This is a genomic window from Vibrio sp. M260112 (assembly GCF_036533775.1).
Classification (GTDB): Bacteria; Pseudomonadota; Gammaproteobacteria; order Enterobacterales; family Vibrionaceae; genus Vibrio.
In genome coordinates, this window is record NZ_JATABH010000032.1 from 1 (window position 1) to 23,939 (window position 23,939).

At 44.6% G+C, this 23,939-nt stretch carries 22 protein-coding genes and 1 pseudogene; 9 read left to right on the plus strand and 14 right to left on the minus strand.

Going from position 1 to position 23,939, the window contains the following annotated elements; translation table 11 throughout:
* Positions 1-189: 189 nt before the first annotated feature.
* The 10 genes from QTN95_RS13490 to QTN95_RS13535 form a co-directional block, all read right to left on the minus strand.
* Positions 190-837 (minus strand): GTP cyclohydrolase II, encoded by a 648-nt coding sequence (locus QTN95_RS13490; protein WP_171052261.1) that lies wholly within the window; start codon positions 835-837, stop codon positions 190-192.
* 170 nt (positions 838-1,007) lie between these two features.
* Complete coding sequence (locus tag QTN95_RS13495; protein ID WP_171052144.1) at positions 1,008-1,175, minus strand: hypothetical protein; 168 nt, start codon at positions 1,173-1,175, stop codon at positions 1,008-1,010.
* A 370-nt stretch (positions 1,176-1,545) separates the two neighbouring features.
* Positions 1,546-2,019: a DUF2947 domain-containing protein gene (locus QTN95_RS13500; RefSeq protein ID WP_331417826.1), complete on the minus strand. Its 474-nt coding sequence runs from the start codon at positions 2,017-2,019 to the stop codon at positions 1,546-1,548.
* Positions 2,020-2,038: 19 nt separating this feature from the next.
* The gene (locus QTN95_RS13505; RefSeq protein ID WP_331417827.1) at positions 2,039-2,632 is read right to left on the minus strand and encodes an HD domain-containing protein; all 594 of its coding nucleotides are present in this window, start codon (positions 2,630-2,632) and stop codon (positions 2,039-2,041) included.
* On the minus strand, positions 2,629-3,207 hold the full coding sequence (rimJ, locus tag QTN95_RS13510) for a ribosomal protein S5-alanine N-acetyltransferase (RefSeq protein ID WP_138971190.1): 579 nt from the start codon (positions 3,205-3,207) through the stop codon (positions 2,629-2,631). Before rimJ ends, QTN95_RS13505 begins: the two co-directional genes overlap by 4 nt.
* Positions 3,208-4,752, minus strand: a complete 1,545-nt coding sequence (tyrR, locus tag QTN95_RS13515) for a transcriptional regulator TyrR (RefSeq protein WP_331417828.1) — start codon at positions 4,750-4,752, stop codon at positions 3,208-3,210.
* A gap of 100 nt (positions 4,753-4,852) precedes the next feature.
* Positions 4,853-5,902: a YcjF family protein gene (locus QTN95_RS13520; RefSeq protein WP_331417829.1), complete on the minus strand. Its 1,050-nt coding sequence runs from the start codon at positions 5,900-5,902 to the stop codon at positions 4,853-4,855.
* Positions 5,899-7,275, minus strand: coding sequence for a YcjX family protein (locus tag QTN95_RS13525; protein WP_331417830.1), 1,377 nt, complete (start codon positions 7,273-7,275; stop codon positions 5,899-5,901). Before QTN95_RS13525 ends, QTN95_RS13520 begins: the two co-directional genes overlap by 4 nt.
* 119 nt (positions 7,276-7,394) lie before the next feature.
* Positions 7,395-7,580: a hypothetical protein gene (locus QTN95_RS13530; protein ID WP_138971186.1), complete on the minus strand. Its 186-nt coding sequence runs from the start codon at positions 7,578-7,580 to the stop codon at positions 7,395-7,397.
* Positions 7,581-7,706: 126 nt separating this feature from the next.
* Complete coding sequence (locus QTN95_RS13535; RefSeq protein ID WP_331417831.1) at positions 7,707-9,230, minus strand: fumarate hydratase; 1,524 nt, start codon at positions 9,228-9,230, stop codon at positions 7,707-7,709.
* 168 nt (positions 9,231-9,398) lie between these two features.
* Between QTN95_RS13535 and pabB the strand changes: the two genes are divergently transcribed.
* Positions 9,399-10,766 carry an aminodeoxychorismate synthase component 1 gene (gene pabB / locus QTN95_RS13540; RefSeq protein ID WP_331417832.1) on the plus strand — a complete coding sequence of 456 codons (1,368 nt, stop codon included), beginning with the start codon at positions 9,399-9,401 and terminating at the stop codon, positions 10,764-10,766.
* A gap of 12 nt (positions 10,767-10,778) precedes the next feature.
* Here pabB and QTN95_RS13545 read toward each other — a convergent pair whose 3' ends face one another.
* Positions 10,779-12,488 carry an ATP-binding protein gene (locus tag QTN95_RS13545; protein WP_331417833.1) on the minus strand — a complete coding sequence of 570 codons (1,710 nt, stop codon included), beginning with the start codon at positions 12,486-12,488 and terminating at the stop codon, positions 10,779-10,781.
* The gene (locus QTN95_RS13550; protein ID WP_138971182.1) at positions 12,475-13,023 is read right to left on the minus strand and encodes a heme NO-binding domain-containing protein; all 549 of its coding nucleotides are present in this window, start codon (positions 13,021-13,023) and stop codon (positions 12,475-12,477) included. Before QTN95_RS13550 ends, QTN95_RS13545 begins: the two co-directional genes overlap by 14 nt.
* Before the next feature lie 84 nt (positions 13,024-13,107).
* Here QTN95_RS13550 and QTN95_RS13555 point away from each other — a divergent pair, with 84 nt between their 5' ends.
* The 3 genes from QTN95_RS13555 to QTN95_RS13565 all read left to right on the plus strand — a co-directional run bounded on the left by QTN95_RS13555 (position 13,108) and on the right by QTN95_RS13565 (position 16,715).
* Positions 13,108-13,716 carry a CoA pyrophosphatase gene (locus tag QTN95_RS13555; RefSeq protein ID WP_331417834.1) on the plus strand — a complete coding sequence of 203 codons (609 nt, stop codon included), beginning with the start codon at positions 13,108-13,110 and terminating at the stop codon, positions 13,714-13,716.
* Positions 13,717-14,005: 289 nt separating this feature from the next.
* Positions 14,006-15,259: an aromatic amino acid transport family protein gene (locus QTN95_RS13560; protein ID WP_331417835.1), complete on the plus strand. Its 1,254-nt coding sequence runs from the start codon at positions 14,006-14,008 to the stop codon at positions 15,257-15,259.
* 94 nt (positions 15,260-15,353) lie between these two features.
* On the plus strand, positions 15,354-16,715 hold the full coding sequence (locus QTN95_RS13565) for an L-serine ammonia-lyase (RefSeq protein WP_331417836.1): 1,362 nt from the start codon (positions 15,354-15,356) through the stop codon (positions 16,713-16,715).
* Between the two features lie 62 nt (positions 16,716-16,777).
* Here QTN95_RS13565 and queD read toward each other — a convergent pair whose 3' ends face one another.
* Positions 16,778-17,140: a 6-carboxytetrahydropterin synthase QueD gene (queD, locus tag QTN95_RS13570; RefSeq protein WP_171052143.1), complete on the minus strand. Its 363-nt coding sequence runs from the start codon at positions 17,138-17,140 to the stop codon at positions 16,778-16,780.
* A 289-nt stretch (positions 17,141-17,429) separates the two neighbouring features.
* Here queD and QTN95_RS13575 point away from each other — a divergent pair, with 289 nt between their 5' ends.
* The 5 genes and pseudogenes from QTN95_RS13575 to QTN95_RS13595 all read left to right on the plus strand — a co-directional run bounded on the left by QTN95_RS13575 (position 17,430) and on the right by QTN95_RS13595 (position 23,165).
* On the plus strand, positions 17,430-19,043 hold the full coding sequence (locus QTN95_RS13575; RefSeq protein WP_331417837.1) for a methyl-accepting chemotaxis protein: 1,614 nt from the start codon (positions 17,430-17,432) through the stop codon (positions 19,041-19,043).
* A 180-nt stretch (positions 19,044-19,223) separates the two neighbouring features.
* Complete coding sequence (gene asnS / locus QTN95_RS13580) at positions 19,224-20,624, plus strand: asparagine--tRNA ligase (RefSeq protein ID WP_331417838.1); 1,401 nt, start codon at positions 19,224-19,226, stop codon at positions 20,622-20,624.
* Between the two features lie 97 nt (positions 20,625-20,721).
* Positions 20,722-20,970: pseudogene (locus QTN95_RS13585) on the plus strand (hypothetical protein); the annotation flags it as partial.
* Between the two features lie 217 nt (positions 20,971-21,187).
* Entirely contained in the window at positions 21,188-21,757 is a 570-nt protein-coding gene (locus tag QTN95_RS13590; RefSeq protein ID WP_331417839.1) for an HD-GYP domain-containing protein, read from the plus strand.
* Positions 21,758-21,974: 217 nt separating this feature from the next.
* The gene (locus QTN95_RS13595; RefSeq protein ID WP_331417840.1) at positions 21,975-23,165 is read left to right on the plus strand and encodes an amino acid aminotransferase; all 1,191 of its coding nucleotides are present in this window, start codon (positions 21,975-21,977) and stop codon (positions 23,163-23,165) included.
* A 61-nt stretch (positions 23,166-23,226) separates the two neighbouring features.
* Here QTN95_RS13595 and QTN95_RS13600 read toward each other — a convergent pair whose 3' ends face one another.
* Positions 23,227-23,880: an outer membrane beta-barrel protein gene (locus QTN95_RS13600; protein ID WP_331417841.1), complete on the minus strand. Its 654-nt coding sequence runs from the start codon at positions 23,878-23,880 to the stop codon at positions 23,227-23,229.
* Positions 23,881-23,939: the final 59 nt, after the last annotated feature.

Sequence of the window (23,939 nt, forward strand, 5' to 3'; positions counted from 1 at the left end):
GTAAGTGAATCAGGAGAAGCGAAGTCATCAACATCAATAAGCCAGTGAGCCAACATAAAAAATACCCTCAAATATGAAATGTTTGAGGGTATTTTCAACCAACCACAGGATCGTTCAACTGATCATTTACTTAACTGATCGGAGTTATCACAGAAGTGAGGCTTTTATCAACATACGTGATTCGTGGGATTACAAGTCTAGGTTATGCTTACCGTGAGACATTTTTGCTTTCAAGTAACCTTGGTTACCATCTTTAACGTGAGCAGAAGTATTGACAACCTGTTCGATCTCAATGCCGAATTGCTTAAGATCGTTTACTTTCTTAGGGTTATTAGTCACTAAGCGAATTTTATCAATGCCGAGTGCCTTTAGCATCTGTGCGGCTTCGGTAAAATCACGCAAATCATCACCAAAACCAAGGTGATTGTTCGCTTCGTAGGTGTTCATGCCTTCGCTTTGCAGCTTGTATGCGTCTATCTTGTTGTATAGACCAATACCGCGACCTTCTTGTCTTAAGTAAAGGATAATACCGCCAGATTCCGCCATGCGGTTAATCGTCTCATCAAGTTGCTCGCCGCAATCGCAGCGGGATGAATGGAATACATCGCCTGTAAGACATTCAGAATGCATGCGAACCAGCGGGGTTTGCTGAGTTTGATCGGCATGTTTAAAAATGACAGCAACATGCTCTTTTTCGGTTTTCAATCCATGGAAAGAAAGAAGTTCTGCATCGATACTGCTGTTAGCACCGACTTTGAATTCGACTCTGGCTCTTACTTCCGCCATATTTTTACTCACTTGGGTTTCTTGATATTTTAATTCTGTCGCTGCATTCATTGATAATGCTCCACTTGAAGATAACTATGGGGACTCTTACTCTAGAATTCAACGATTAGATCACAATTGTTATAATATAACACTTGATATTTATGGCAATAAAAAACCTCGACGATCAGAAATCGCGAGGTTATCAATATTCAATGGTATGACTACAGGGGCAGACGTGTTTAATCTTGTTGGTTCTTCCACACAGAAAGTTCAATCCAACATGCTTCTAACTCTCGCACCTCTTCATCTGTCAGAAGCGACAAGGTCGGCTTGGATTGCGGAAGCGCGTAAGCTTGAATTGCACTTATATGAGCATAAAAATCTTCGCGTAATTTAGATATGTTCATGGTCACTGCTTTTCCCTAAGACTCTATGGTTTGTAGAAACTACACATTGAATTAATTTGTCTAAAAAATGATACCAAAATACTAAATCCACGCAAAATTTAGGCTCTTTTTTGGGATGCAAGTCACGAAATTTCATTGATCAAACTCTTTACTTTTCCGGCAATTATTGGATCCAGCAATGATCTTTTAAAACAGTTCCACATCGTCATTCAAGTTACCATTTCGATTGGATTATCCCCTTCATTGCAACATATTTGATTACGCCCTTGCTCTTTAGCGTTGAATAGAGCGCTATCGGCATGAGTATAGACCCGACTTTGAGACAGTGACACATATAGCATATAAAAAGAGCAGCCATTGGCTGCTCTTTTTATTTTCGAAATCCCATTTTGACATTGCCTTTGGTATCAAACCAAAGCGCTTCGCCACGGCGACGACCGATTAAAATTGGACCATCATCGTAAAAAAGAAAATTCTTCCAGTGCTTCTTAAACACCGACCATTTGGTCTCAATGATATTGTACTTCTCATAGCAAAAGTACACCGTAACGTCGTCTTGCCAGTCAATAAAAGCGTCAACTGCCGCAGGCAACGCTTCATCATCGGACTCCCAAGCAGACATCCAGTCCACCGTCTCTTTCCAGTTAGATTCTTTCATCGGCCAGTCACTAGAGCTCAAACGCTCTGAGTCAGGACTTTGAGCACTGATGTTTTCTTTCCATAACTGAGACGCTCGGGCTTGCGACATCGGTTTGATTGATTCTAAGTCAGCCTCGGGTACTGGCATAGATTGGTGAGTAAAAATCCATTTTCTTTGGTATTGGTCCAAAGTTTGGTATGACATTAATATTCCTCTTAAAGCGTTATGCTTTTAGCCAGCCATTGAGAGTCGCATCATTAATAATTTGCTGCGCTTTTTCCCATAGAGCCTCAGAGCCGTACTCTATTTTTTGATTCACTGTTAGCGCTTGTTGTCGTGTAACACCATGCTCTTGCCAGCTTTGCCCCTGGTTATGGTAGTTCAAAAGCATTGGAATAATTCTGTCCAATGCTTTGGCAAATTTAGCATCTGCTGACGTTGCAGATTCAAATTCTAGCCACAGTTCTAGCAAAGACTGACCTTGGTCACTTGGCAGCATACCGAACAAACGTTGGGCTGCTTCAAGCTCTTTCTGCTCTTGCTGTGCCGACGCGGCAACATCATAGACAAAGGTATCACCTGCATCAATTTCTACCACATCGTGAAGAAGCAACATTTTCACCACGCGAGAAATATCTACCGGTTGATTGGCATGTTCTTCCATTAAGATCGCCATCAAAGCGACATGCCAACTGTGTTCAGCACTATTTTCTAGCCTTCCTTCAGCGATTTTGACTCGGGTGCGTCTCAGTACGGATTTAAGCTGGTCAAGCTCCATGAGCAGAGCCAACTGTTGTTCTAATCTTGAAGCGCTCATACTTGTGTCCAATTCGGATTAACTAATGACGTTAAACAATGATCTTCCCATTGCCCATCAATGAGCAAGTAGTCTTTCGCAAAGCCTTCTTTTTGAAATCCTACCCTTTCCAATACCGCTTCACTGCGAACATTGCGCGGCATATAACTCGCCATAATGCGATGCATGTTCTGAATGTTGAACATGTAATTGACCGCTAATTTTAATCCTCGTGTCATCGCGCCTCTTCCCTGTGCACAGTGCGCTAGGGAGTAACCGACATTACACGCATGGAATGGGAACCGAGCGATATTGCTAAACGAGATTGTGCCTAACATTTCATTTGTCGAACGGTCAAGGATCAGCAAATAGTAGCCCAGCCCCATTCGATGAAGCTCAGCGAGTTTGATGAGTCGCTGAGTCCATCCGGATTCATCAAAAAAGGCTTCGTCTCGCTTGGGTTCCCAAGGTTTTAAATGCTCTCTGTTTGCAATAAAGTAATCTGAGATCAGTTTTCCATCCATAGGCTCTGCACTACGAACGACGATGTCCTCATCCCACTCAAAGACTTGGGTAGGGGTACTCACTCTTTCCATTTAATTTTTTCTTATTCCATATTCACGTAACTTGTTTGCCACCGAGGTGTGAGAAACATTGAGTCTCTTGGCGAGTTTACGACTAGACGGGAATGAGTGATATAAGCGTTCTAGCACCTGAGATTCGTACTCTTTCATGATCTCATCAAGTGAACCATCCAAACTCAATATCGGCCCATTTGATGTCGGAGTTTCGAGCTGAGGAAGATGGAAAAGATCCGCCGTCAAGTCGTCCGTTTCAAGCTCGGTCAAAGCGCGAAGCACCATGTTTTCAAGCTGGCGCATGTTACCTGGCCATTGATACGTCACTAACTGGTCAGCCAGATCCTCTGCGATGATCGGCTTCGATATGCCTAGTTGTTTTACGTACTTAGCAACAAACAATTCAAGCAGCGGTGCAATATCGTTTGAGCGTTCCCTTAACGGTGGAATAAGTAGTGTAAGCACGTTGAGACGATAAAAAAGATCTTCACGGAACACGCCTGACTCGGCTAAATCAGCCAGTTGATGTCTGGTTGAAGCAATCACCCTAACATCGACATGAACTTCATGCTCTTCTCCGACACGTCTAAACGTGCCATCTTGTAGCAATCGCAGTAATTTGATTTGCAGATGCGGGCTCATCTCCCCAATTTCATCAAGGAAAACCGTGCCGCCATTCGCTTGCTCAAATATACCTTTATGGCCTTGCTCATGGTTGAATGAACCCGGTGCGTGACCAAATAATTCAGTTTCAGCAACATCGTCAGGCATCGAAGCACAGCTCAAAACCAAGAACGGCTTAGAAGCGCGATTTGAACGGTTATGACATGCACGAGCTAGCATCTCTTTACCGGTTCCCGTTTCACCTTGAATGAGTAGCGGTTGGTCTAGCATTGACAGCTTCTTAGCTTGGCTAATCAGCGCCTTATGTCTATTTGACACCCCGACAAAATGCTCAAACCCAAGATTATTATGTAGTGGCAAAGAGTCATCAAATATCGCTTTTTCCTGTACGGAACGGATGATCATCACCGTACTCGCCAGCACAGACTCATTTGACTCATCACTGATATAGACAGGCATGATTTCCATCATGTAATCCAAACCACCGATGACAATATTTTCTCTCAATCGAGTTATCTTACCTTCAACCCACTTAGCGAAATTGAAGTTAGGCAACAACGAGGTGATCTGATGACCAATGATTTCCGCTTCTTCACGACTAAATAGGGTCAACGCGGCGTGGTTTGCCATATCCACATTGCCTTTTAAATCGATAGCCAATACCGGTTCTGGCAGGTTGTTAAGCAGAGAAATTAGCTCATTATTGTGGCGTTCAATTGGCATGAATTGGATTTTTCGAACGTCATTAACACCTGAGATACGGCGAATTTCAGCCATAAGCTCACTAAAGGTATCAAAGTCGATATCCGGACAGTTGAGGTAGATAATACCGCTCACATCGATTTCGATACCGCGAAGATCAATGTTTTTCGAAGCAAGAATATCGAGCAATTCACGAGTCAAACCAAGTCTGTCTTCACAAAAAACTTCTAGACGCACGTATGAGTTCCTAACTAAGGTGTCACGAAAAGTTGACAGTAGTTTCTACTAAGCCTAGATCCTCGTCAAGCAAACTGATATTACTTGCTTCACATTCGCACTATTTGATTGTAATAGCGGCGACTTTTTCAACGATTTGCTTGCGGATCGCCCCTAACCTAACTTGGCGCTCTTTGTTCCACGGTAAAGGTCTAAGTAAAGCCATCGCTTTGAGCCCCAACCTTGCGGTCAGAATGCCAACACCCAATCCTTGACCCGCTCTGGCAGAGACTCTTCCAGCGAGATCCATCGACATCAGATCCATACCTGCATCAACCGCCAGTTCACTCGCTCCAGCAGCGGCCATGTTGACCAGAGTCGCTTTGAACAATTTGAGTCTAGACCAGTAACCCAGCTCTACTCCATAAACGTCTGCGAGGTTGTCGATCATTTTGAAGTTTCGCCACGCGACAAGTAACATATCAGCAATGGCAAGTGGACTAATCGCCACCAAAGCCGCCGATTCCGTTGCATGCTGTGAGACTATCTTAGTGGCTATTTTATCTTGCTCTGCCACCACCATGGCGTCATACATTTCAAGCACTTCACTATCACTATGTGAACCATTGATGCTATTGATCCAACGGTCATAACTTGGTGACTCAGTACCAATACCTGACTGTTTCGCCACTGACTGACAAAATGCTTTCCCTTGGCCAACACTATTGGCAGCAAGCAACGCCTCACTTTGCTCTTGTACACTAAAGTGATTGCGTAGCTTACGCAGCTTATATAGTTCGCGTCCAATAGAACCAATTCCAAACATAGCGATGGTCGCGATAAACCCTGACCACCCCAATGAGAGCCAATCTGCGCTTTGAATCGCAGTGACAACGCTATCTATCGCTTGCCACCCGACCAAGCCTGAAAATGCAGTTAACAAGCCTATCGAAAACCACTTTGAACCCTTTTGGGGTCGAATAATTTGCTCTAGATTTTGCTCTGTCCGGTCATCTTGATGTTCGACTTCAATTTCAACGGGCACAAATTTTTCTTGCGGCTCAAAATGCTTCTGTGAGGTCAGTTCTTGTTGAATGGGGGACGACTCATCGCCAAACGTCTGGTCGAAGACGTGTTTCTGTTTTAGTTGCGTTTTATCTGACATACTCATCTCAGCTTATCCCCAATCAAATACTCTAGTGCCTTGTCCATACGGATATGCGGTAACGGGTCATCTCCACCCCACTCTCTCGGTCTGAATGATGTAAACTCAAACCCTTGCTTCTGCCAATAATCCGCTGCAGGAAGCTTTCTCGGCACCTCACCTGGAAATACCGTCATGGTCTCTCCATCAAGCGTCGTTCCACGAATGGCAGGGCAAGACTGCTCACCCTGACTGATATAACCCGTCTCCGTTGCCTGTATTGACGCCATCGTCATGCAATTCATCTCTATGTTTTCATAAGAGGCGGTTTGCCATGCAGGATGCACCATTTGTTGTAATAGAGAAACGAGGTGTGGATGCTGTTCTGGTGTCACATGGTCTGCTTTGGTTGCGGCAAACAATACTTTATCGATACGCGGAGCAAACAGACGCTTAAGCATGCTGCTACGACCATAACGGAAGCTATGCATGATTTGCGCTAACGCTTGGCGCATATCGTGAAAGGACTCATAACCCGCGTTAAGCGGTTGCAAACAGTCCACCAGCACAATTTGACGATCGAACGTTGAAAAGTGGTGCTTATAAAACGCCTTAACCACTTTTTGCTGATACTCCTGATAGCGAGCCTTCAACATGGCCAAGTTTGAGCCTTTCGCTACCTTGGCATTGTCATCAAAGGAACAAGGGAAAAACTGCAACACAGGCGCCCCTTCCAGTTCGCCGGGTAACACAAATCGCCCCGGTTGTACCCAGTGCAATCCTTGTTCTTTGCATGAGAAAAGAAACTCCGTATAGCTCTGAGAGATGAGAGCGAGTTCTTTTTCGTTCAGTGGCGCTGAAAGATCCAGCTTATCTAATTGCGCTAACCAAACCTCGGCCAACTCTTTACGTCCCCCCTTTAACGCCTCAAATTGCTTTTGAGACCATTGATGAAAATTCATATCCAACAGGGGTAAATCCAGCAGCCATTCGCCCGGATAATCGATAATGTCGATATGTAACTTTGCTGTATTGCCAAACAGCTTCTTGGTTTTCTTAGTTGGCTTATACTTGAGCGCCAAACGTATTTCACTGACATCGCGCGTTGGCTCAGGCCATTGCGGTGGCAAAGCAAGGACATGTTCCATCGCCTCATCATAACCAAAACGCGGAACGAGCATATTGGTTTGCGGTTCACGTTTTGCGCCAACCAAACGCTTGTCACGATCAGCACTTAACAGAGGTAAGTTATCGTGAGTGGAAGTATGAAGAAGCTGGTTGACTAGCGAACTGATAAACGCCGTTTTACCTGCTCGAGATAAACCCGTTACGGCAATACGAACATGGGAATCGACGCTTCTGCTGATTAAATCATTCACTTCTTGAGTAATATGCTTCATTCACTATCTCTTTTATACACACTGACCACTAGCTTACTGATTGTAACCTTAATCCTAGATGAACAAAAAAGCCTCTGATAAAAATCAGAGGCTTAAAGTTGTAAAACTACGGTTGAGCACTAATCGTCTTCAATCAACTTGTAAACAACAAACAGTGCGATTTCAAGCAACACAAACAAAGCACAAGTGATAGTCACATATTTTTCATCAAAGATACTGATGCCATGAAGAATGAGGTCATATCCGACGAATGCGCCGATAACCACAGCAATGATTATCTGAAGAATTTGAATAAAGCGAGGCATGTGCTCTCCTGACGTTTAGAATAAGAATAAATTAGAGTATATAGACAAAAGGTGCAGCTTTTGCTCCACCTTTGTCAAATATCTGCCAATTAAATCTGTGATTTCTCACAAACTTAACAAACGTGATTAAGATTGAGATTCCATTTCCTGAATCTTCACCTTCCACGTATCAGGGCCGATTTGGTGAGCGTTTGCACCGTTAGAGTCAACCGCGACGGTGACAGGCATATCTTCCACTTCAAACTCGTAGATCGCTTCCATACCTAAGTCTTCAAACGCGACAACACGCGCTTTCTTAATCGCTTTAGCAACCAAGTAAGCCGCACCACCAACCGCCATCAAGTAAACAGCTTTGTGTTTCTTGATTGACTCAACCGTTACAGGACCACGCTCAGCTTTACCAATCATACCCATGATGCCCGTTTCTTCCAGCATCATGTCTGTGAACTTATCCATACGTGTCGACGTTGTCGGACCTGCTGGACCTACAGCTTCGTCACCGACCGCATCAACTGGGCCTACGTAGTAGATAAACTTGCCTTTGAAGTCGACACCTTCTGGTAGACCTTCTCCGTTTGCAAGCATCGTTTGAATACGTTTATGTGCAGCATCACGACCAGTGAGTATCTTGCCTGAAAGCAGTACCGTTTCACCCGTTTTCCACTGTTCAACATCAGCCTGTGTCACTTCGTCGAGATTAACACGACGCGTGTTCGCTCCCGCTTCCCAAGTAATATCTGGCCACTCTTCCAATTTCGGTGGCGTCAGATCAGCAGGACCAGAACCATCTAGAGTGAAATGCACGTGACGAGTCGCCGCACAGTTAGGGATCAAACATACCGGTTTGGATGCTGCATGAGTGGGTGCTGTTTTGATTTTCACATCAACAACTGTGGTTAAGCCGCCAAGACCTTGTGCACCAATACCCAACTTGTTCACGCGGTTGAAGATATCAAGACGGAGCTCTTCTTCTGCATTTTGTGGTCCACGGTCGATAAGCTCTTGGATATCGATGTGCTCCATCAGTGATTCTTTTGCCAGCACCGCCGCTTTTTCAGCGGTACCGCCGATACCGATACCAAGCATGCCCGGTGGACACCAGCCTGCACCCATGGTTGGCAACGTTTTTTCAACCCATTCAGCAATGTCATCTGATGGGTTCAGCATAACCATCTTGGTTTTGTTTTCACTACCGCCGCCTTTTGCCGCGATTTGAATCTCAACTTTATCGCCCGGAACCATGTTGATATGAACAACCGCAGGTGTATTGTCTTTGGTGTTAATACGTTTACCCGCAGGATCCATGAGAACCGATGCACGAAGTGGGTTATCAGGGTTAGTGTAAGCCTGACGAACACCTTCATCGACCATCTGTTGTACCGTTAGATCCGTAGAGTCCCACTGCACAGCCATACCGATATTGACGAAACAAGTGACGATACCAGTATCTTGGCAGATTGGGCGATGCCCTTCCGCAGACATACGAGAGTTAATCAGAATCTGAGCAATTGCGTCTTTCGCCGCTTGGCTCTCTTCACGTTGATAGGCTTTTTCTAGGGCTTGGACAAAGTCTAATGGGTGGTAATAAGAAATGTACTGGAGCGCATCAGCTACACTGCTGATCACATCCTGTTGACGAATTACGGTCATTGCATGCCTCGTTATTTTTGTGCTTCCTTTTCTAGCCGAACACAAGCGTTTGCTTATTGATTTTATATTTACGAAACACTGGTGTAGCGACCTTTGATGCCATTATGATACTCTTGCTTTTCTCAACACGCCACGTAATCAACGATCTCTTTGTCACAAATTAAACAAATGAATAACATCAAGCCAAATCGCTTAGAAATCAAACCGATCCCTTATAAAAATGACCTAGCGGTTTCGCTGTTTAATCACATCGAATCTTTGCCTTGGGCAATGTTGCTTCGCTCACCTTCAACCACTCATGTTGATAGCCGTTTTGACATATTGGTCGCACAGCCCATCGCTACAATCATCACTACGGGCGAGAGAAGTACCATAAAAATAGCAGATAAGATCGAAATCTCCGACACCAACCCGTTTGAGCTAGTCAAACACGTTCAGGCACGCGTGTTGCCCGGTATTGAGTACGATGGTGAGCTTCCTTTTATTGGTGGGGCTCTGGGTTATTTTGCGTATGACTTGGGTCGTCGCGTCGAGCGCATGCCCGAGTTGGCGGAGCATGATCTGAAAACACCCGATATGGCGGTTGGATTATATGACTGGGCGCTGATCGTCGATCATCAACTTCAGAGCGCAAGTATTGTCGGACAAAGCGTTGACAAGCACTGGCAATGGTTGAACCAACACGCACCAGAAAAAAGTAACCCATTCGCACTTGTTGGTCCTTGGTCCTCTAACATGACCAAAGCGGACTACCGTGGCAAATTTGAACAAGTTCAGGAGTATCTTCGTTCAGGAGATTGCTATCAGATCAATTTGGCACAGCGATTTAAAGCACCTTATCAAGGGAGTGAGTGGCAGGCTTATCAAAAGCTTGAGCAGGTCAATCAAGGACCTTTCTCGGCATTTATTCGTACCGAACAAGGCGCAATAATAAGTGTTTCTCCTGAGCGTTTCCTCCAAGTCAAAGCGCGTCTTATCGAGACCAAACCGATCAAAGGGACTCGCCCACGTAGCGATGACCCTATCATTGATCAGCAAGCTGCAAAAGACTTAGCCAATGCTGAAAAAGATCAAGCTGAGAATCTCATGATTGTTGACTTGCTGCGCAATGATGTCGGGCGAGTTGCCAAACCTGGCACTGTACATGTCCCTAAATTGTTCGACATTGAAAGTTTTCCCGCCGTTCACCACTTAGTGAGTACTATTCGCGCTCAACTTGATGACCAATATAGCGCCGCTGATTTACTGCGCGCGTCCTTTCCGGGAGGCTCTATCACCGGCGCACCTAAAGTCCGGGCGATGGAAATCATCGAAGAACTGGAACCTCATCGTCGTAACGCCTACTGTGGCAGCATTGGTTACATCAGTCGTCATGGACAAATGGATACCAGCATCACAATACGAACACTGGTCGCTGAACAAGGGCAATTGCATGTCTGGGCCGGTGGCGGCCTAGTTGCTGACAGTCAGTGTGATAGCGAATATCAAGAAACGCTCGACAAACTGAGCCGGATACTTCCAGTCCTGACTGAGTGATGTGGACAGATCTCATGTCCACTTTTCGAGCATCAGTTTCAAGTCTTTGGCGGTATAGGGTTTGGTTAAGATGTCATCCATCCCACACTGGATGCATTTTTCGCGCTCTTCTAACGTCGTCCCTGCCGTCAGCGCAATAATAGGCAAAGTACACTTCTGCTGACGAAGATAGGTCGTTGCTTCAAAGCCATCCATCTCAGGCATTCGGCAATCCATGAAGACGATATCGTAGTGACCGATAGCGACCGCTTTGATCGCTTCAATGCCATTCGTGGCAATATCTGGGGTAATAGACAGTTTTTTCAACATCTGATTGATGATGACTTGGTTCATACGAATATCGTCGACAACCAATATCGCTAAATTGTCGATAGATTTATTACTTAGTCCCGCCTCCTTTATCACCTCTTTATGAGGCTCGGCTTGTGTCACTTTAAGCGGGAGCTTGACTTCAAAACAACTTCCCTGCCCCAGTTCGCTAGTCAGAGAGATCTCACCCGCCATCAGATCAACAAGGTTTTTGCAAATCGCCAGTCCAAGGCCTGTCCCTTCAAAATTTCGTTTTGCCGACCTATCGACCTGAACAAAAGGGGTAAACAGCTTGTTGTGTAATTCCTTACTGATACCAACGCCGCTGTCAATAATGGCGACACACAAGCTACCCGCTTGCCATTTGGCAACTAGCTTGACCTCTCCCTGCGCGGTAAACTTAATCGCATTGCCGACAAGGTTCACCAAAATCTGTCCTATTCGTTCGAAGTCACCGATAAACGCCGCAGGCATCTCCGTTGCTCGTTCAATTTTAAATCCGACACCCTTCTCCTGAGCTTTTGGCTGGAAAATCCCGTTAATCATGTCGTGCAGATCTTGCCACGTAAACTGTGAAGGGATGAGCTCCATCATTCCGGCATTCATTTTACTGAAATCGAGAATATCGTTGATAATGTAGCGCAGCAGATCGCCTGAGTGGCTGAGATTAGAAAGAAGGGTTTGCTGCTCTTCATCGAGAGGTGTGCTGGCAAGCAGTTCAGCACTACCAAGTAAGCCATTTAAAGGGGTTCGTAGCTCATGATTTATCATCGCGACGAACTCTTTGGTTGAACGCTCAGACTCCTCTGCCCGCGCACGTGCTTCTTGATGACGGGTTACAATAATCTGGCGACTAATCGCACTACACAGTAGTTCACCAATGAGCATAATCTGGCTAGTGATAAAATCCCGGTCAATGTCAGTGCCGCTCACACGCACAGATAGCTCACCAGCAGTTTTATGATCAATTTCGATCGGCAAACACAACACATCGCCTTGCCAAACTGAGTAGGGTTTTACCTCACTAATCTCACGCGCAGACACCGGACCAAACTCAGTTCCCTCGATGGTCGAAATTAAATTGGATTCAATAAAAAGTGCAGCACGTTCGATGGCTTTCGTTGAGGATAATCGCTCTAATAGGCTGGCAATCATACCATCATCTAAGGTACGTCTAAGGAAGGCTCGCCCGTAGTGAATTAGCGCTTCATTGATCTGTTGCTCAAACTCTAATTTATCGAGGTCACTGCGCGTCTGATGTTTAAGCTGCGTCAACACTAACTCTAATTGTTGGTTGGCTTGGTATAGCTCCAAACTCTTACTTTCAAGCAACTGTTCGGCTTGTTTGCGCGCTTCTATCGCACGCTGCAGTTTACGCTCCAACGGCGAGCCACTTTGATTATGCTTGTCCAATCAGCTCCACCTTAAATCTAACTTGGCTGCCATCACTTGTAACCTTACCCATAGAGATTGCCAATTCATCATTGTAAAACTGAGCACATCCTTCAATAAGACCAAAGCAGACATGAGACATGCAACGAACACTCACATAGTCAAAAACCAATTCCGTGTTGGATTCGCTAATAAAGTCAAATCTTGGCGGGTTAGCCTCTGGGTAGAGTTTTTTAACCTCAGTATGAATGTAGTCCTCGACTAACTTAATGAATTGAAAAGACGATTTACAATCTTCTAGGCTACAATTAGAAGGTAGACTGTTATACAGGTTCCTAAAAACGGATTGTCCGAATAAACGCTGCAGTTCTTCTGGTGATATTCCTGTGCGTTTGCTGAGATGTACAATGAGTCGAACAAGTTTGCGATGATCATAGCTACCGACTGTGGTGTACACACCGCTATCTTCCGCTGCTAAAAGTAAGCTATCCAACTCATCTAAACCAAACTTTTGCTCCACAAGATCCATAAACTCAGTGAAGATAATCCCTTTCATATTTGGCGCTATCCTTGCTTGTTTGAGTATAGTAGAAAGCATGAGTCATATTTACGCCTTTTTCAAATATATGAAGGAGCTAACGTGTTGTCAGAACTAAATAAAAACCACATTATTCAACGCTTTCAGTTGTTGCAGACTGTCGATTATAACCAAGAGGCATTAAAACGAGTCGCGCACCTAAAACAAAGTCATCTTCGTAAAGCATCAGTTCTGATTGGGTTCGTTGAACGCGAGCACGGATTAAACATCATTTTTACGCGCCGAGCACGGCACCTCAAACACCACCCTGGTCAAATCAGTTTTCCTGGCGGTAAATACGAAGCTTCCGATTCGAACTTAGCAGAGACAGCGTTAAGAGAAACCTTTGAAGAGGTCGGTATAGATAGAAATAAAATAGAGATCTTTGGTCAAATGCCGGAACTGGTGACTATTAGTAAGTTTACTGTCACGCCTTTTTTAGCGTTTATCTCACCTGACTACGAAATCCAGATCGATGCGAATGAGGTCGACGAGCTGTTTGAAGTCCCTGCCTCCATCATTCTGGATAAAAATCACCTCCATAGTCAGAAATTTAAGGTTAATAATTTTTCACATCGTGTCTTTGGTTTGTCGTATCAACACCACTTTATATGGGGAATGACCGCGCAAATCATTCACGCCATGCAGAATCATATAGTGCATCAATACTAATTTACTCATACAACAACATATTCTGTTCACATTAGTTAAATTAACTATCAATAAGGCAACCGTTTTCTTGCGACAGAGATAAAACAAAACAATAACAACATTAGTTTTTCTAATGTCATACATTAGCATAAATCACTAGTAGCACATCATTTTCGTGAGCAAAAACCTGTTTTTGACATATCATTACATAGCTCGCATCAATTCATGATTTAGATCTAGTTTTCCTGCAAGATTTTTATGCAAAATTGCCCCCGACTTATTTCCTGTTCCCAAAAATGAGTATCACAAAATGAATACTACAACTTCTGCGGCTTCAACCGCACAATCGTCTAGTAAGTTTACTTACAAAGACTTCACTTGGTGTCTGTCGCTTTTCGGTACTGCGGTAGGTGCTGGCGTACTTTTCCTACCTATTAAAGCGGGTGCTGGTGGTTTTTGGCCATTAGTTATTCTTGCTCTAATCGCGGCACCAATGACTTGGTTCGCTCATAAATCTCTAGCACGTTTTGTACTATCAGCGAAAAACCCTGAAGCTGACATTACAGACACTGTTGAAGAACATTTTGGTAAGACTGGCGCAAACCTTATTACTTTTGCTTACTTCTTCGCTATCTACCCAATCGTTCTAATTTACGGTGTTGGTATTACAAACACGGTCGATTCATTCCTAGTAAACCAAATAGGTATGGAATCCATTCCTCGTTGGTTACTATCAGGCGCACTTATCGCAGCAATGACTGCGGGTGTGGTATTTGGTAAAGAATTGATGCTAAAAGCGACTTCAGCAATGGTTTACCCACTTGTTGCAATCCTTCTTGCTCTTTCTTTTTACCTTATCCCTGATTGGAACACGTCGATGATTGAAGTAGCACCAGACTGGAGCGCAATGCCAACAGTTGTATGGCTAGCAATTCCTATCATCGTGTTCTCTTTCAACCACAGTCCTATCATTTCTCAGTTCTCTAAAGAACAACGCCTACAGTACGGTGAAGATGCAGTTAAGAAAACTGACTCTATCACTGGTGGTGCTGCGATGATGCTTATGGGCTTCGTAATGTTCTTCGTGTTCTCTGTAGTACTTTCTCTATCTCCAGAGCAGCTAGCGCTAGCTAAAGAGCAAAACATCTCTGTTCTTTCTTACCTAGCGAACGTGCATGAATCTCCACTGATTTCTTACATGGGTCCTCTAGTTGCATTTGCAGCGATTACTTCTAGCTACTTCGGTCACTTCCTAGGTGCACATGAAGGTCTAGTTGGTCTAATCAAGTCTCGCGCTAAATCGCCTGTAAGCAAGATCGAAAAAGGTTCTCTGCTGTTCATCGTTATCACTACTTGGATCGTTGCTATCGTTAACCCGAGCATCCTAGGCATGATTGAGACAATGGGCGCTCCAATGATTGCAGCTATCTTGTTCCTAATGCCTGTATTCGCGATGCAGAAAGTTCCTGCAATGGCTAAGTACAAAACTTCTGCTCCAGTACAGATTTTCACAACAATCTGTGGTCTTGCGGCAATTAGTTCTGTAATCTACGGCGCTCTTTAATCTAAAGACTAAATTTAGTCTGATTAATCCAAGAATATAACGATAATAAAAAGCCTCCCTCTCCCCCTGGGAGGCTTACTTTGAGGTAATCGATATGATTAGTGTTTTTGACATCTATAAGATCGGCGTTGGTCCTTCAAGCTCACATACAGTGGGACCAATGAAAGCGGGTAAAGAGTTTATTGATGACTTACGCTCAATGGGAAAATTGCGCGACATCACTAAAATCACCGTGGACGTTTATGGATCACTATCACTGACAGGGAAAGGTCACCATACAGATATCGCCATCATCATGGGTCTTGCAGGCAACACCCCTGAGAAAGTAGATATTGATTCTATTCCGGGCTTTGTTGCACGCGTAGAAGAAACTGAGCGCCTTCCTGTTGGCATGCACTGTCATACAGTATCGTTCCCGAAAGAAGGTGGTATGAACTTCCATACGACCAACCTAGAGCTACATGAAAACGGCATGCAGATCCACGCTTGGATCAGTGACGAGAAAGTGTACTCAAAGACTTACTACTCTATCGGTGGTGGCTTCATTGTTGATGAAGAAAACTTCGGCAAAGAAGAAGAAAACCCGATTAAAACACCTTACGAATTCACAACCGCTGAAGAGCTTGTGAATCAGTGTAAAGAGCACGGTTTATCTATCAGTACACTAGTGATGAAAAACCAAGCGGTTCTGCACTCAGATGAAGAGTCACGTACTTACTTCGCCAATATTTGGAAGACAATGCGTGACTGTATGGATCGCGGTATGAATACAGAAGGTATCCTACCTGGTCCACTGCGTGTGCCACGTCGTGCAGCGGCACTACGTCAACAGTTGCTGACTTCTGAAAAAACCACTAACGACCCAATGTCTGTTGTTGACTGGGTAAACATGTTTGCGTTTGCCGTTAACGAAGAAAACGCAGCAGGTGGCCGTGTTGTAACAGCACCAACTAACGGTGCTTGTGGCATCATTCCTGCGGTACTGGCTTACTACGATAAGTTCATTCAGACTGTGACTGAAAAAGACTACATCCGTTACTTCGCGGCTTCTGGCGCAATCGGCGGTCTTTATAAGCGTAACGCTTCAATCTCAGGTGCTGAAGTAGGCTGTCAAGGCGAAGTCGGTGTTGCATGTTCAATGGCAGCAGCTGGTCTAGCCGAACTGATGGGTGGTAGCCCAGAGCAAGTTTGTATGGCAGCTGAAATCGCGATGGAACACAACCTAGGTCTAACATGTGACCCAGTAGCGGGTCAGGTTCAGGTACCATGTATTGAACGTAACGGCATCGCAGCGGTTAAAGCAATTAACTCTACGCGTATGGCGCTACGTCGCTCGTCAGCTCCAACAGTTTCTCTAGATAAAGTTATCGAAACAATGCTAGAGACAGGTAAAGACATGAATGCTAAGTACCGTGAAACATCTCAAGGTGGCCTAGCAATTAAAGTTATTTGCTAAACTTTACTGATGAACCCAAAAAAAGCGAAGTATGCTTCGCTTTTTTACTCTACATCAGGAGATTATTCACCCTTGTAAATACATCCCGCGGTGCAAGTTTCTTTTATTTCTACTTTGCTGAGAAGCGGCAGACTCGGCTTAAGCTCGTTCCAAATCCATTTTGCCAGCACCTCACTGGTCGGGTTCTCTAACCCCTCAATATCATTTAGATAGTAGTGGTCTAGTCGATCGTAAATAGGCTTAAACGCAGCTTTGATTTCAGCGAAGTCGACAACCCAGCCTGTATGTGGGTCAACTTCACCTTCAACATAGAGGCGAACTAAGAAAGAGTGGCCGTGCAAGCGCCCACACTTATGTCCTTCAGGCACGTGTGGAAGGTGGTGTGCCGCTTCAAACATAAACTCTTTGTATAATTCAGTTTTCATTTTGATTCTCAGGCTTTTCGAAAGAGGCGCAATACTAAGGAATAAGTATAGTAGTGACAAGCTTTGCAGGTCAGATTGCAATAAGGAAATCGCTTGCCCGCAGAAAAATACCTCTAGCACGTCGAAATAATGTCGAACGTCAATTATTTGTTCACAGTCCCCTTACATCACATTTACATAAGCCTCACAGAGAGTAAGGTCACAGTATAAAATTTACCGTCTTCCCTTCCGTCGATAGATAAGTAAGACTTTTTGAAGTCCATTCCAATTATTGATACTATTTCTGATAATGCACATATCCATAACAAATAAATTGCTCATCACACTGGTTACGGTCTTCGGCTTAGTACTTGTTGCATCTACCATCTACCAATATTTACAGCAGCGAGAGTTAATAAACTCGGTGTTGAGTGAACAACTACACGACAAAGCAAGCAACTATTTCGACAGCCTGAACATGATGATGTTGACGGGCACAATGGCGCAAAAAGAGACTTTACGACAAAAAGCATTAGCGCAAGACGGTATTGAACAAGTTAGGGTTTTGCGCGGTGAAGCCGTCAGTAAGTTATACGGCGCTGGTCAAGAGAACCAAAAACCTATCGATGATATCGACCAGCGTGCACTTAACGGTGAGTTGGTTATAGAACCTTTCTCTGCCGATTGGGGTAAAGGCATCGTTGTTGCCTTACCAATGAAAGCAAGCGAAAACTATCGCGGCACCAACTGTGTTGCCTGTCATATAGTGCCAGAAGGCGAAGTCCTAGGTGCAATTCGTCTCGAATACAACCTCTCTCATGTTAACGACCTCATTAAGGACCGAGCGCTGATCGCTCTAGCCATCATGTCTGCATTCGGTTTTGTTGGCTTTCTGATCACTCTGGGTCTCATCCGTAAAATCATCGTTAGACCGATTCAGAAAACCTCAGGCTTTATGCAAAGCCTCAGCGAAACCAAAGATCTCTCTCAGCGTCTTGATAGTAAGCAAAATGACGAGATCGGCCAGCTATCTGGTGCAATTAACTCTTTTATGGACACAGTCAACGATAGCCTAGTTCAGGTTCAATCCACGTCGCATAATGTTGCAAGTAGCGCATCTGAACTGACCCAAGTTGCTCAAGTGACAGACAGTGCGGCGACCAATCAGCAAACTGAAACCGCTGAGGTGCAATACAACATTGAACAGATGCAGTCTCAGCAGGTTCAGGTTGAACAAGCGACCGAAAACGCCTCATCGTTGATCAAACACACCACGCGTATCGCGGAGCAAAGTGCGGAGAAAGCACATAGTGCCAGCCATGAGATCAAGGGGCTAGTGACCGATATCGAACAAGTCAAAGATAGCATTGTCGAACTCAACAACCAGACCGCTGAAGTATCTAGCATTCTTGAAGTCATTAAAGGTGTCGCGGAACAAACCAATTTGTTGGCGCTTAATGCCGCTATCGAGGCCGCTCGAGCGGGCGAACAAGGTCGTGGTTTTGCAGTGGTTGCTGAGGAAGTTCGTAATCTAGCAAGTCGCACCGCTGAAGCGACCGGCAGTATCGAAGCAATCATTTCTCAGTTCCAGCAAGACAGTGAGGGCTCGCTGGCTTCCGTCGACACGGTCTGTGGAACCGCTCACGAACGTTCAACAGAGATTGAAGCATTATCCCATGCTATGTCTGAAGTCGTTCAAGAGATGAAACAAGCTCTCGCTCATGCCAATAGCATTCAGCAACAATCCAGCAATACGGCAGAACTGAGCCACCAAGTCCAAAACAAAGTACAAGTCATTACCCGACATGCCAATCAAACATCAGAGTCTGCGGCTAAGACCCACGATATCAGTATGAATCTTGAGCAACTTTCTGAACATCTTGAGACTCTACTCGATCAATTCACACTTTCTGGCAAGAAATAGGCGAATAATGGGCTTTTTTGGTCGACTAAGTGACAATAAAGGTTGAAGCATAATATTTGAAAGGTAATATGTTCCATTGAATCTATAGAATTCTATCCAACCCAATGTTTGCTCATTATTTATTCTATTGAGTATCACGCATTGGGTTGAATTTTTACCTCAATGGAGAATATTTCAAACATGACTTACGCGCCTGTATCAGACGTTTTGAAAGGTCAGCTAGCAGTAGACAGTGAAGTGACTGTTCGTGGCTGGATCCGTTCACGTCGTGATTCCAAAGCTGGAATCTCTTTCCTTGCCATTTATGACGGCTCTTGTTTCGACCCGATTCAGGCCGTGGTCCCTAATAATCTTAATAATTACAACGACGAAGTACTAAAGCTTACAACAGGCTGCTCTGTCGAAGTAACAGGTAAGATTGTTGAATCTCCAGCAAGTGGTCAAGACTTTGAACTTGCCGCGACTGACGTTAAAGTTGTTGGTTGGGTTGAAGATGCTGAAACTTACCCAATGGCAAAAACTCGTCACTCTATCGAATACTTACGTGAAGTAGCGCATCTACGCCCTCGCACTAACGTAATCGGTGCAGTTGCACGTGTTCGTAACTGTCTTTCTCAAGCGATCCACCGTTTCTACCACGAACAAGGTTACTTCTGGGTATCAGCACCACTGATCACGGCTTCAGATGCGGAAGGTGCAGGTGAAATGTTCCGCGTATCTACGCTAGACATGGAAAACCTACCTCGTACTGACGCAGGTAAAGTTGACTACAACGAAGACTTTTTCGGTAAAGAGACTTTCCTGACTGTATCAGGTCAGCTAAACGCAGAAGCTTACGCTTGTGCACTAAGCAAAGTTTACACTTTCGGCCCAACGTTCCGCGCTGAAAACTCTAACACCAGTCGCCACCTAGCGGAGTTCTGGATGGTAGAGCCTGAAGTGGCATTTGCAGAACTAGACGACGTAGCGAAGCTTGCCGAAGACATGCTGAAGTACGTATTCAAAGCGGTACTAGAAGAACGTCGTGATGACCTAGAGTTCTTTGCACAACGTATCGACAAACAAGCGATTACTCGCCTTGAACAGTTTGTATCTTCAGACTTCGCACAGGTAGACTACACCGACGCAATTCAAATCCTTCTGGATTCTGGTCGTGAGTTTGAGTTCCCTGTTGAATGGGGTATCGACATGTCTTCTGAGCATGAGCGTTACCTAGCAGAAGAACACTTCAACGCGCCAGTAATCGTTAAGAACTACCCGAAAGACATTAAAGCGTTCTACATGCGTCTTAACAACGATGGCAAAACAGTTGCAGCGATGGATGTTCTAGCTCCGGGTATCGGTGAAATCATTGGTGGCTCTCAACGTGAAGAGCGTCTAGATGTTCTTGATGCACGTATGCGTGAAATGGGAATCGACCCTGAGCACATGAGCTGGTACCGTGACCTGCGTCGTTACGGCACTGTGCCACACGCTGGTTTCGGTCTAGGTTTTGAGCGTCTTGTGTCTTACGTAACAGGCATGGGCAACGTTCGTGACGTGATCCCATTCCCACGTACACCACGCTCTGCAAACTTCTAATCATCGAAGTTAACTCAATCTATAAAAACCTCCGCCAACGCGGAGGTTTTTTTATGCCAGTTACAATTCAAGTATAGAAATTTGAACACTTACTTATCATAGCTGGGACCACCCTCAGGGCGAGCAACCCTACTATTGGCATCCAGATTGGTTACACATTGCTGAAGATGCGACTGGCTCACATCCTAAACAAGACCTTGAGTTACCAAAAGGAGAAGAAGCCACGCAGCAGCATGCCGTTAAAGCAATTCTATCCCATCTCAATCAATGGGCAGCTGACAAACTCAGCAAAAGCCCAGACATCGAGGCTAACGCGGTTGAATCGCAGCTAAATCTTAAAAAGTAACTCTCTCCTTGTTAACGCACCTATCTGGGTGCGTTTTACTTTCCCGCCGCTCTCAGCCTTTCACTCAATCTGATGCTAAAGTTGTAAAACTGTATCAATAATCGAAACAAATCGATAATATGCTCGGTCTTTTATTGACTAAGCAAATGCATACTTTAGTCAACTTGCTGTTGTTCGACTAGTTTTAGTCACATTGATAACGTAATTAAGGCTTAACATGGTTAACTCACATTACAACGCCCCCTTAACCCTAAAGCTCTACGTGCTTGCTGCTGTCGTCTTCGGACTTTATGGTGGACGAGTCTGCCCAATGTTGGAAACACTGACCTTTGGTGAACTGTTCTTATATATCTCTATCACTTTTGGTAGCGTCTATTTAGTGCGACATTTTCTGCTGCAAAATCACCCTATGGTTAAAGAGCAACGATTCGCGCAACTCGGTAGTAATTCGTTTCTAAAACTGGCTAAAGAAATTTCGCTCACTCACCACGAAAAGTGGAACGGTAGCGGCTATCCCAATGGACTTAAAGAGCAAGAAATCCCTATTTCAGGTCGATTAATGGCACTAGCGGACGTTTATGACGCACTTATCTCTGAACGTGTATACAAAAAAGCCTTCAGCCATGAAAAAACAAAATCGATTATCCTTGAAGGAAATGGCTCTCATTTTGATCCCGAGATTGTTGAGGCTTTTCTTGCGATTGAAGACGAATTCGTTGCGATAGCAGATAAGTATCGCAGTATGGAAGCAAAGGAAAACGAACTCGAAAAACTGATGCACGCCTAATCCTCTGGTAGTGGTTCTATTTTCGCTAGACTAATGTCCCTTTTATCGTTTGATTAAAGGGACTTTTTATATAGAAATATATATTTGATTTGCCAATACAACAAAATCGCATTGTTTTTGAAATTTTATTTACATTGGTTGTTGTCTCACTCCGTTTTGACAGGTATAAATAACCGAGTTACTTATATCCTCCCTTCGATAAACATGGACGATGATTATGTTTGAAAAAGTAGTTGCTGCTCCTGCAGACCCTATTCTTGGCCTTACTGAAGAATTTAAAAAAGATCCCCGTGCTGAAAAGATTAACCTTGGCGTTGGTATCTACAAAACTGAACAAGGCGAAACCCCTGTTCTTGCAACTGTTAAGAAAGCGGAAAAAGCGCTTGTCGAAACAGAGAAAACCAAATCATACTTAACTATCGAAGGCACGGCTGAGTACGCACTGGCAGTTCAAAAACTGCTTTTCGGTGCTGATTCTGCGATTGTTGCGAACAAGTTGGCAAAAACTGCACAAGCACCAGGTGGTACAGGTGCACTTCGCGTTGCAGGTGAGTTTATCAAACGCCAACTAGGCGGCGCTAAAATCTGGATCAGTAACCCTACTTGGGCAAACCACAACGGTGTATTCACTGCTGCTGGTCTTGAAACAGCTCAATACACCTACTACAGCGCAGAAACGAAAGACAAAGACTTTGCAGCAATGCTAGCCGACCTAGAAAAAGCGGCTGAAGGCGATGTTGTTCTACTGCACGGCTGCTGTCACAACCCAACGGGTATCGACCCAACGGAAGCAGAGTGGGAAGAGCTGGCGAAATTGGTTGCGGATAAAAAGCTTCTACCTCTGTTCGACTTCGCATACCAAGGTTTTGCAAAAGGCGTTGAGGAAGACGCTCAAGGCCTCCGTATTTTTGCTCAGTACAACCAAGAGATTCTGGTTGCTAGCTCGTTCTCTAAAAACTTTGGTCTGTACAACGAGCGTGTCGGTGCATTCACAATCGTAGCAGCATCTGAAGAAGTCGCGACTACAGCATTCTCGCAAGTTAAAGCGATTATCCGCTCTATCTACTCAAACCCACCAGCACACGGCAGTGCGGTTGTTACTCACATTCTGAACAACCCAGAACTTCGTGCAGAATGGGAACAAGAAGTGAAAGAGATGCGTGACCGTATTCAACAAATGCGTGAACTATTCGTTGCGACACTAAAAGAGCAAGGTGTTGATGCAGACTTTAGCTTTATCGAACGTCAAAACGGCATGTTCTCCTTCTCTGGTTTGAGCAAAGAGCAAGTTGATCGCCTAAAAGATGAGTTCGCTATCTACATCGTAGGTTCTGGCCGCATCAGTGTTGCAGGTATGACTCGTTCAAACATGTTACCTCTTTGTAAAGGTATCGCTGCGGTTCTTTAATCGCGGTCAAACAACTAAAAAAGCCAGCGTATCGCTGGCTTTTTTATTGATGGTTAAACCGTTAGAACAAGAAACGCAAAGAGATTCCGCCCTCGTTCGTCGTCGCACTACCGGCGATCTTAACGGTTTCGAAATCACCACTGCGGTGAGTATAAAATCCACCTAAGGTAATCCGCGGTGAAATACGGTAATCCGCTCGCAGTTGGTAAATCTCTTCTTCAAGGAAGTCGGTGTAATTGAACTCAGCCCCTGCGGTCAGTTCCCAATCATCAGTCAGCGCATACTTCAACTCAACTCCAGCACCTAACACCAAATCACTATCGCTAAACAACTTAGCATTGGTAGAATCTTGCGATTGCTTTGCCCACAAGTAACCGATTTTAGCTTTAGCAACTAAGTCTAACTTGTCGAGAACTGGGTAGCGATAAGCGACACCAGGCAATAGAGTGTATAACTCCGTAGTGAAATCTTCTGGGTGAATAAAACGTGCCGTGTAGTCTAGGGTGAACAGAATGTTCTCCGTCCATAAATAATTCCCGCCCACGGCTAAAGCGGTGACGTTATTGTTGACGCCTAGATTTTCATTCAACGATCCGGCACTAAGATCAGCATACGCATAGTCATAGTTAATCTGATTCGTGCTGTCATTTGCTGATACATGTGCCGATGCGGCAAGCAGCAAAGGAGCGAGTATCCAACTGTACTTTACTTCCATTACGACCTCTTTAAGTCCATTTACAACTCACATTCAATCATTCAGGGAAACCGAATCAC

Bases quoted from the DNA above. Each gene is read 5' to 3' on its own strand.
- QTN95_RS13600 (WP_331417841.1), bottom strand. From the start codon at position 23,880: ATGGAAGTAAAGTACAGTTGGATACTCGCTCCTTTGCTGCTTGCCGCA.
- QTN95_RS13490 (WP_171052261.1), bottom strand. From the start codon at position 837: ATGAATGCAGCGACAGAATTAAAATATCAAGAAACCCAAGTGAGTAAA.
- QTN95_RS13530 (WP_138971186.1), bottom strand. From the start codon at position 7,580: ATGCCTCGCTTTATTCAAATTCTTCAGATAATCATTGCTGTGGTTATC.
- QTN95_RS13560 (WP_331417835.1), top strand. From the start codon at position 14,006: ATGAATACTACAACTTCTGCGGCTTCAACCGCACAATCGTCTAGTAAG.
- QTN95_RS13495 (WP_171052144.1), bottom strand. From the start codon at position 1,175: ATGAACATATCTAAATTACGCGAAGATTTTTATGCTCATATAAGTGCA.
- asnS (WP_331417838.1), top strand. From the start codon at position 19,224: ATGACTTACGCGCCTGTATCAGACGTTTTGAAAGGTCAGCTAGCAGTA.
- QTN95_RS13565 (WP_331417836.1), top strand. From the start codon at position 15,354: ATGATTAGTGTTTTTGACATCTATAAGATCGGCGTTGGTCCTTCAAGC.
- QTN95_RS13525 (WP_331417830.1), bottom strand. From the start codon at position 7,275: ATGAAGCATATTACTCAAGAAGTGAATGATTTAATCAGCAGAAGCGTC.
- QTN95_RS13520 (WP_331417829.1), bottom strand. From the start codon at position 5,902: ATGAGTATGTCAGATAAAACGCAACTAAAACAGAAACACGTCTTCGAC.
- QTN95_RS13590 (WP_331417839.1), top strand. From the start codon at position 21,188: ATGGTTAACTCACATTACAACGCCCCCTTAACCCTAAAGCTCTACGTG.
- QTN95_RS13505 (WP_331417827.1), bottom strand. From the start codon at position 2,632: ATGAGCGCTTCAAGATTAGAACAACAGTTGGCTCTGCTCATGGAGCTT.
- QTN95_RS13535 (WP_331417831.1), bottom strand. From the start codon at position 9,230: ATGACCGTAATTCGTCAACAGGATGTGATCAGCAGTGTAGCTGATGCG.
- QTN95_RS13500 (WP_331417826.1), bottom strand. From the start codon at position 2,019: ATGTCATACCAAACTTTGGACCAATACCAAAGAAAATGGATTTTTACT.
- QTN95_RS13550 (WP_138971182.1), bottom strand. From the start codon at position 13,023: ATGAAAGGGATTATCTTCACTGAGTTTATGGATCTTGTGGAGCAAAAG.
- rimJ (WP_138971190.1), bottom strand. From the start codon at position 3,207: ATGGAAAGAGTGAGTACCCCTACCCAAGTCTTTGAGTGGGATGAGGAC.
- pabB (WP_331417832.1), top strand. From the start codon at position 9,399: ATGAATAACATCAAGCCAAATCGCTTAGAAATCAAACCGATCCCTTAT.
- queD (WP_171052143.1), bottom strand. From the start codon at position 17,140: ATGAAAACTGAATTATACAAAGAGTTTATGTTTGAAGCGGCACACCAC.
- QTN95_RS13595 (WP_331417840.1), top strand. From the start codon at position 21,975: ATGTTTGAAAAAGTAGTTGCTGCTCCTGCAGACCCTATTCTTGGCCTT.
- QTN95_RS13575 (WP_331417837.1), top strand. From the start codon at position 17,430: ATGCACATATCCATAACAAATAAATTGCTCATCACACTGGTTACGGTC.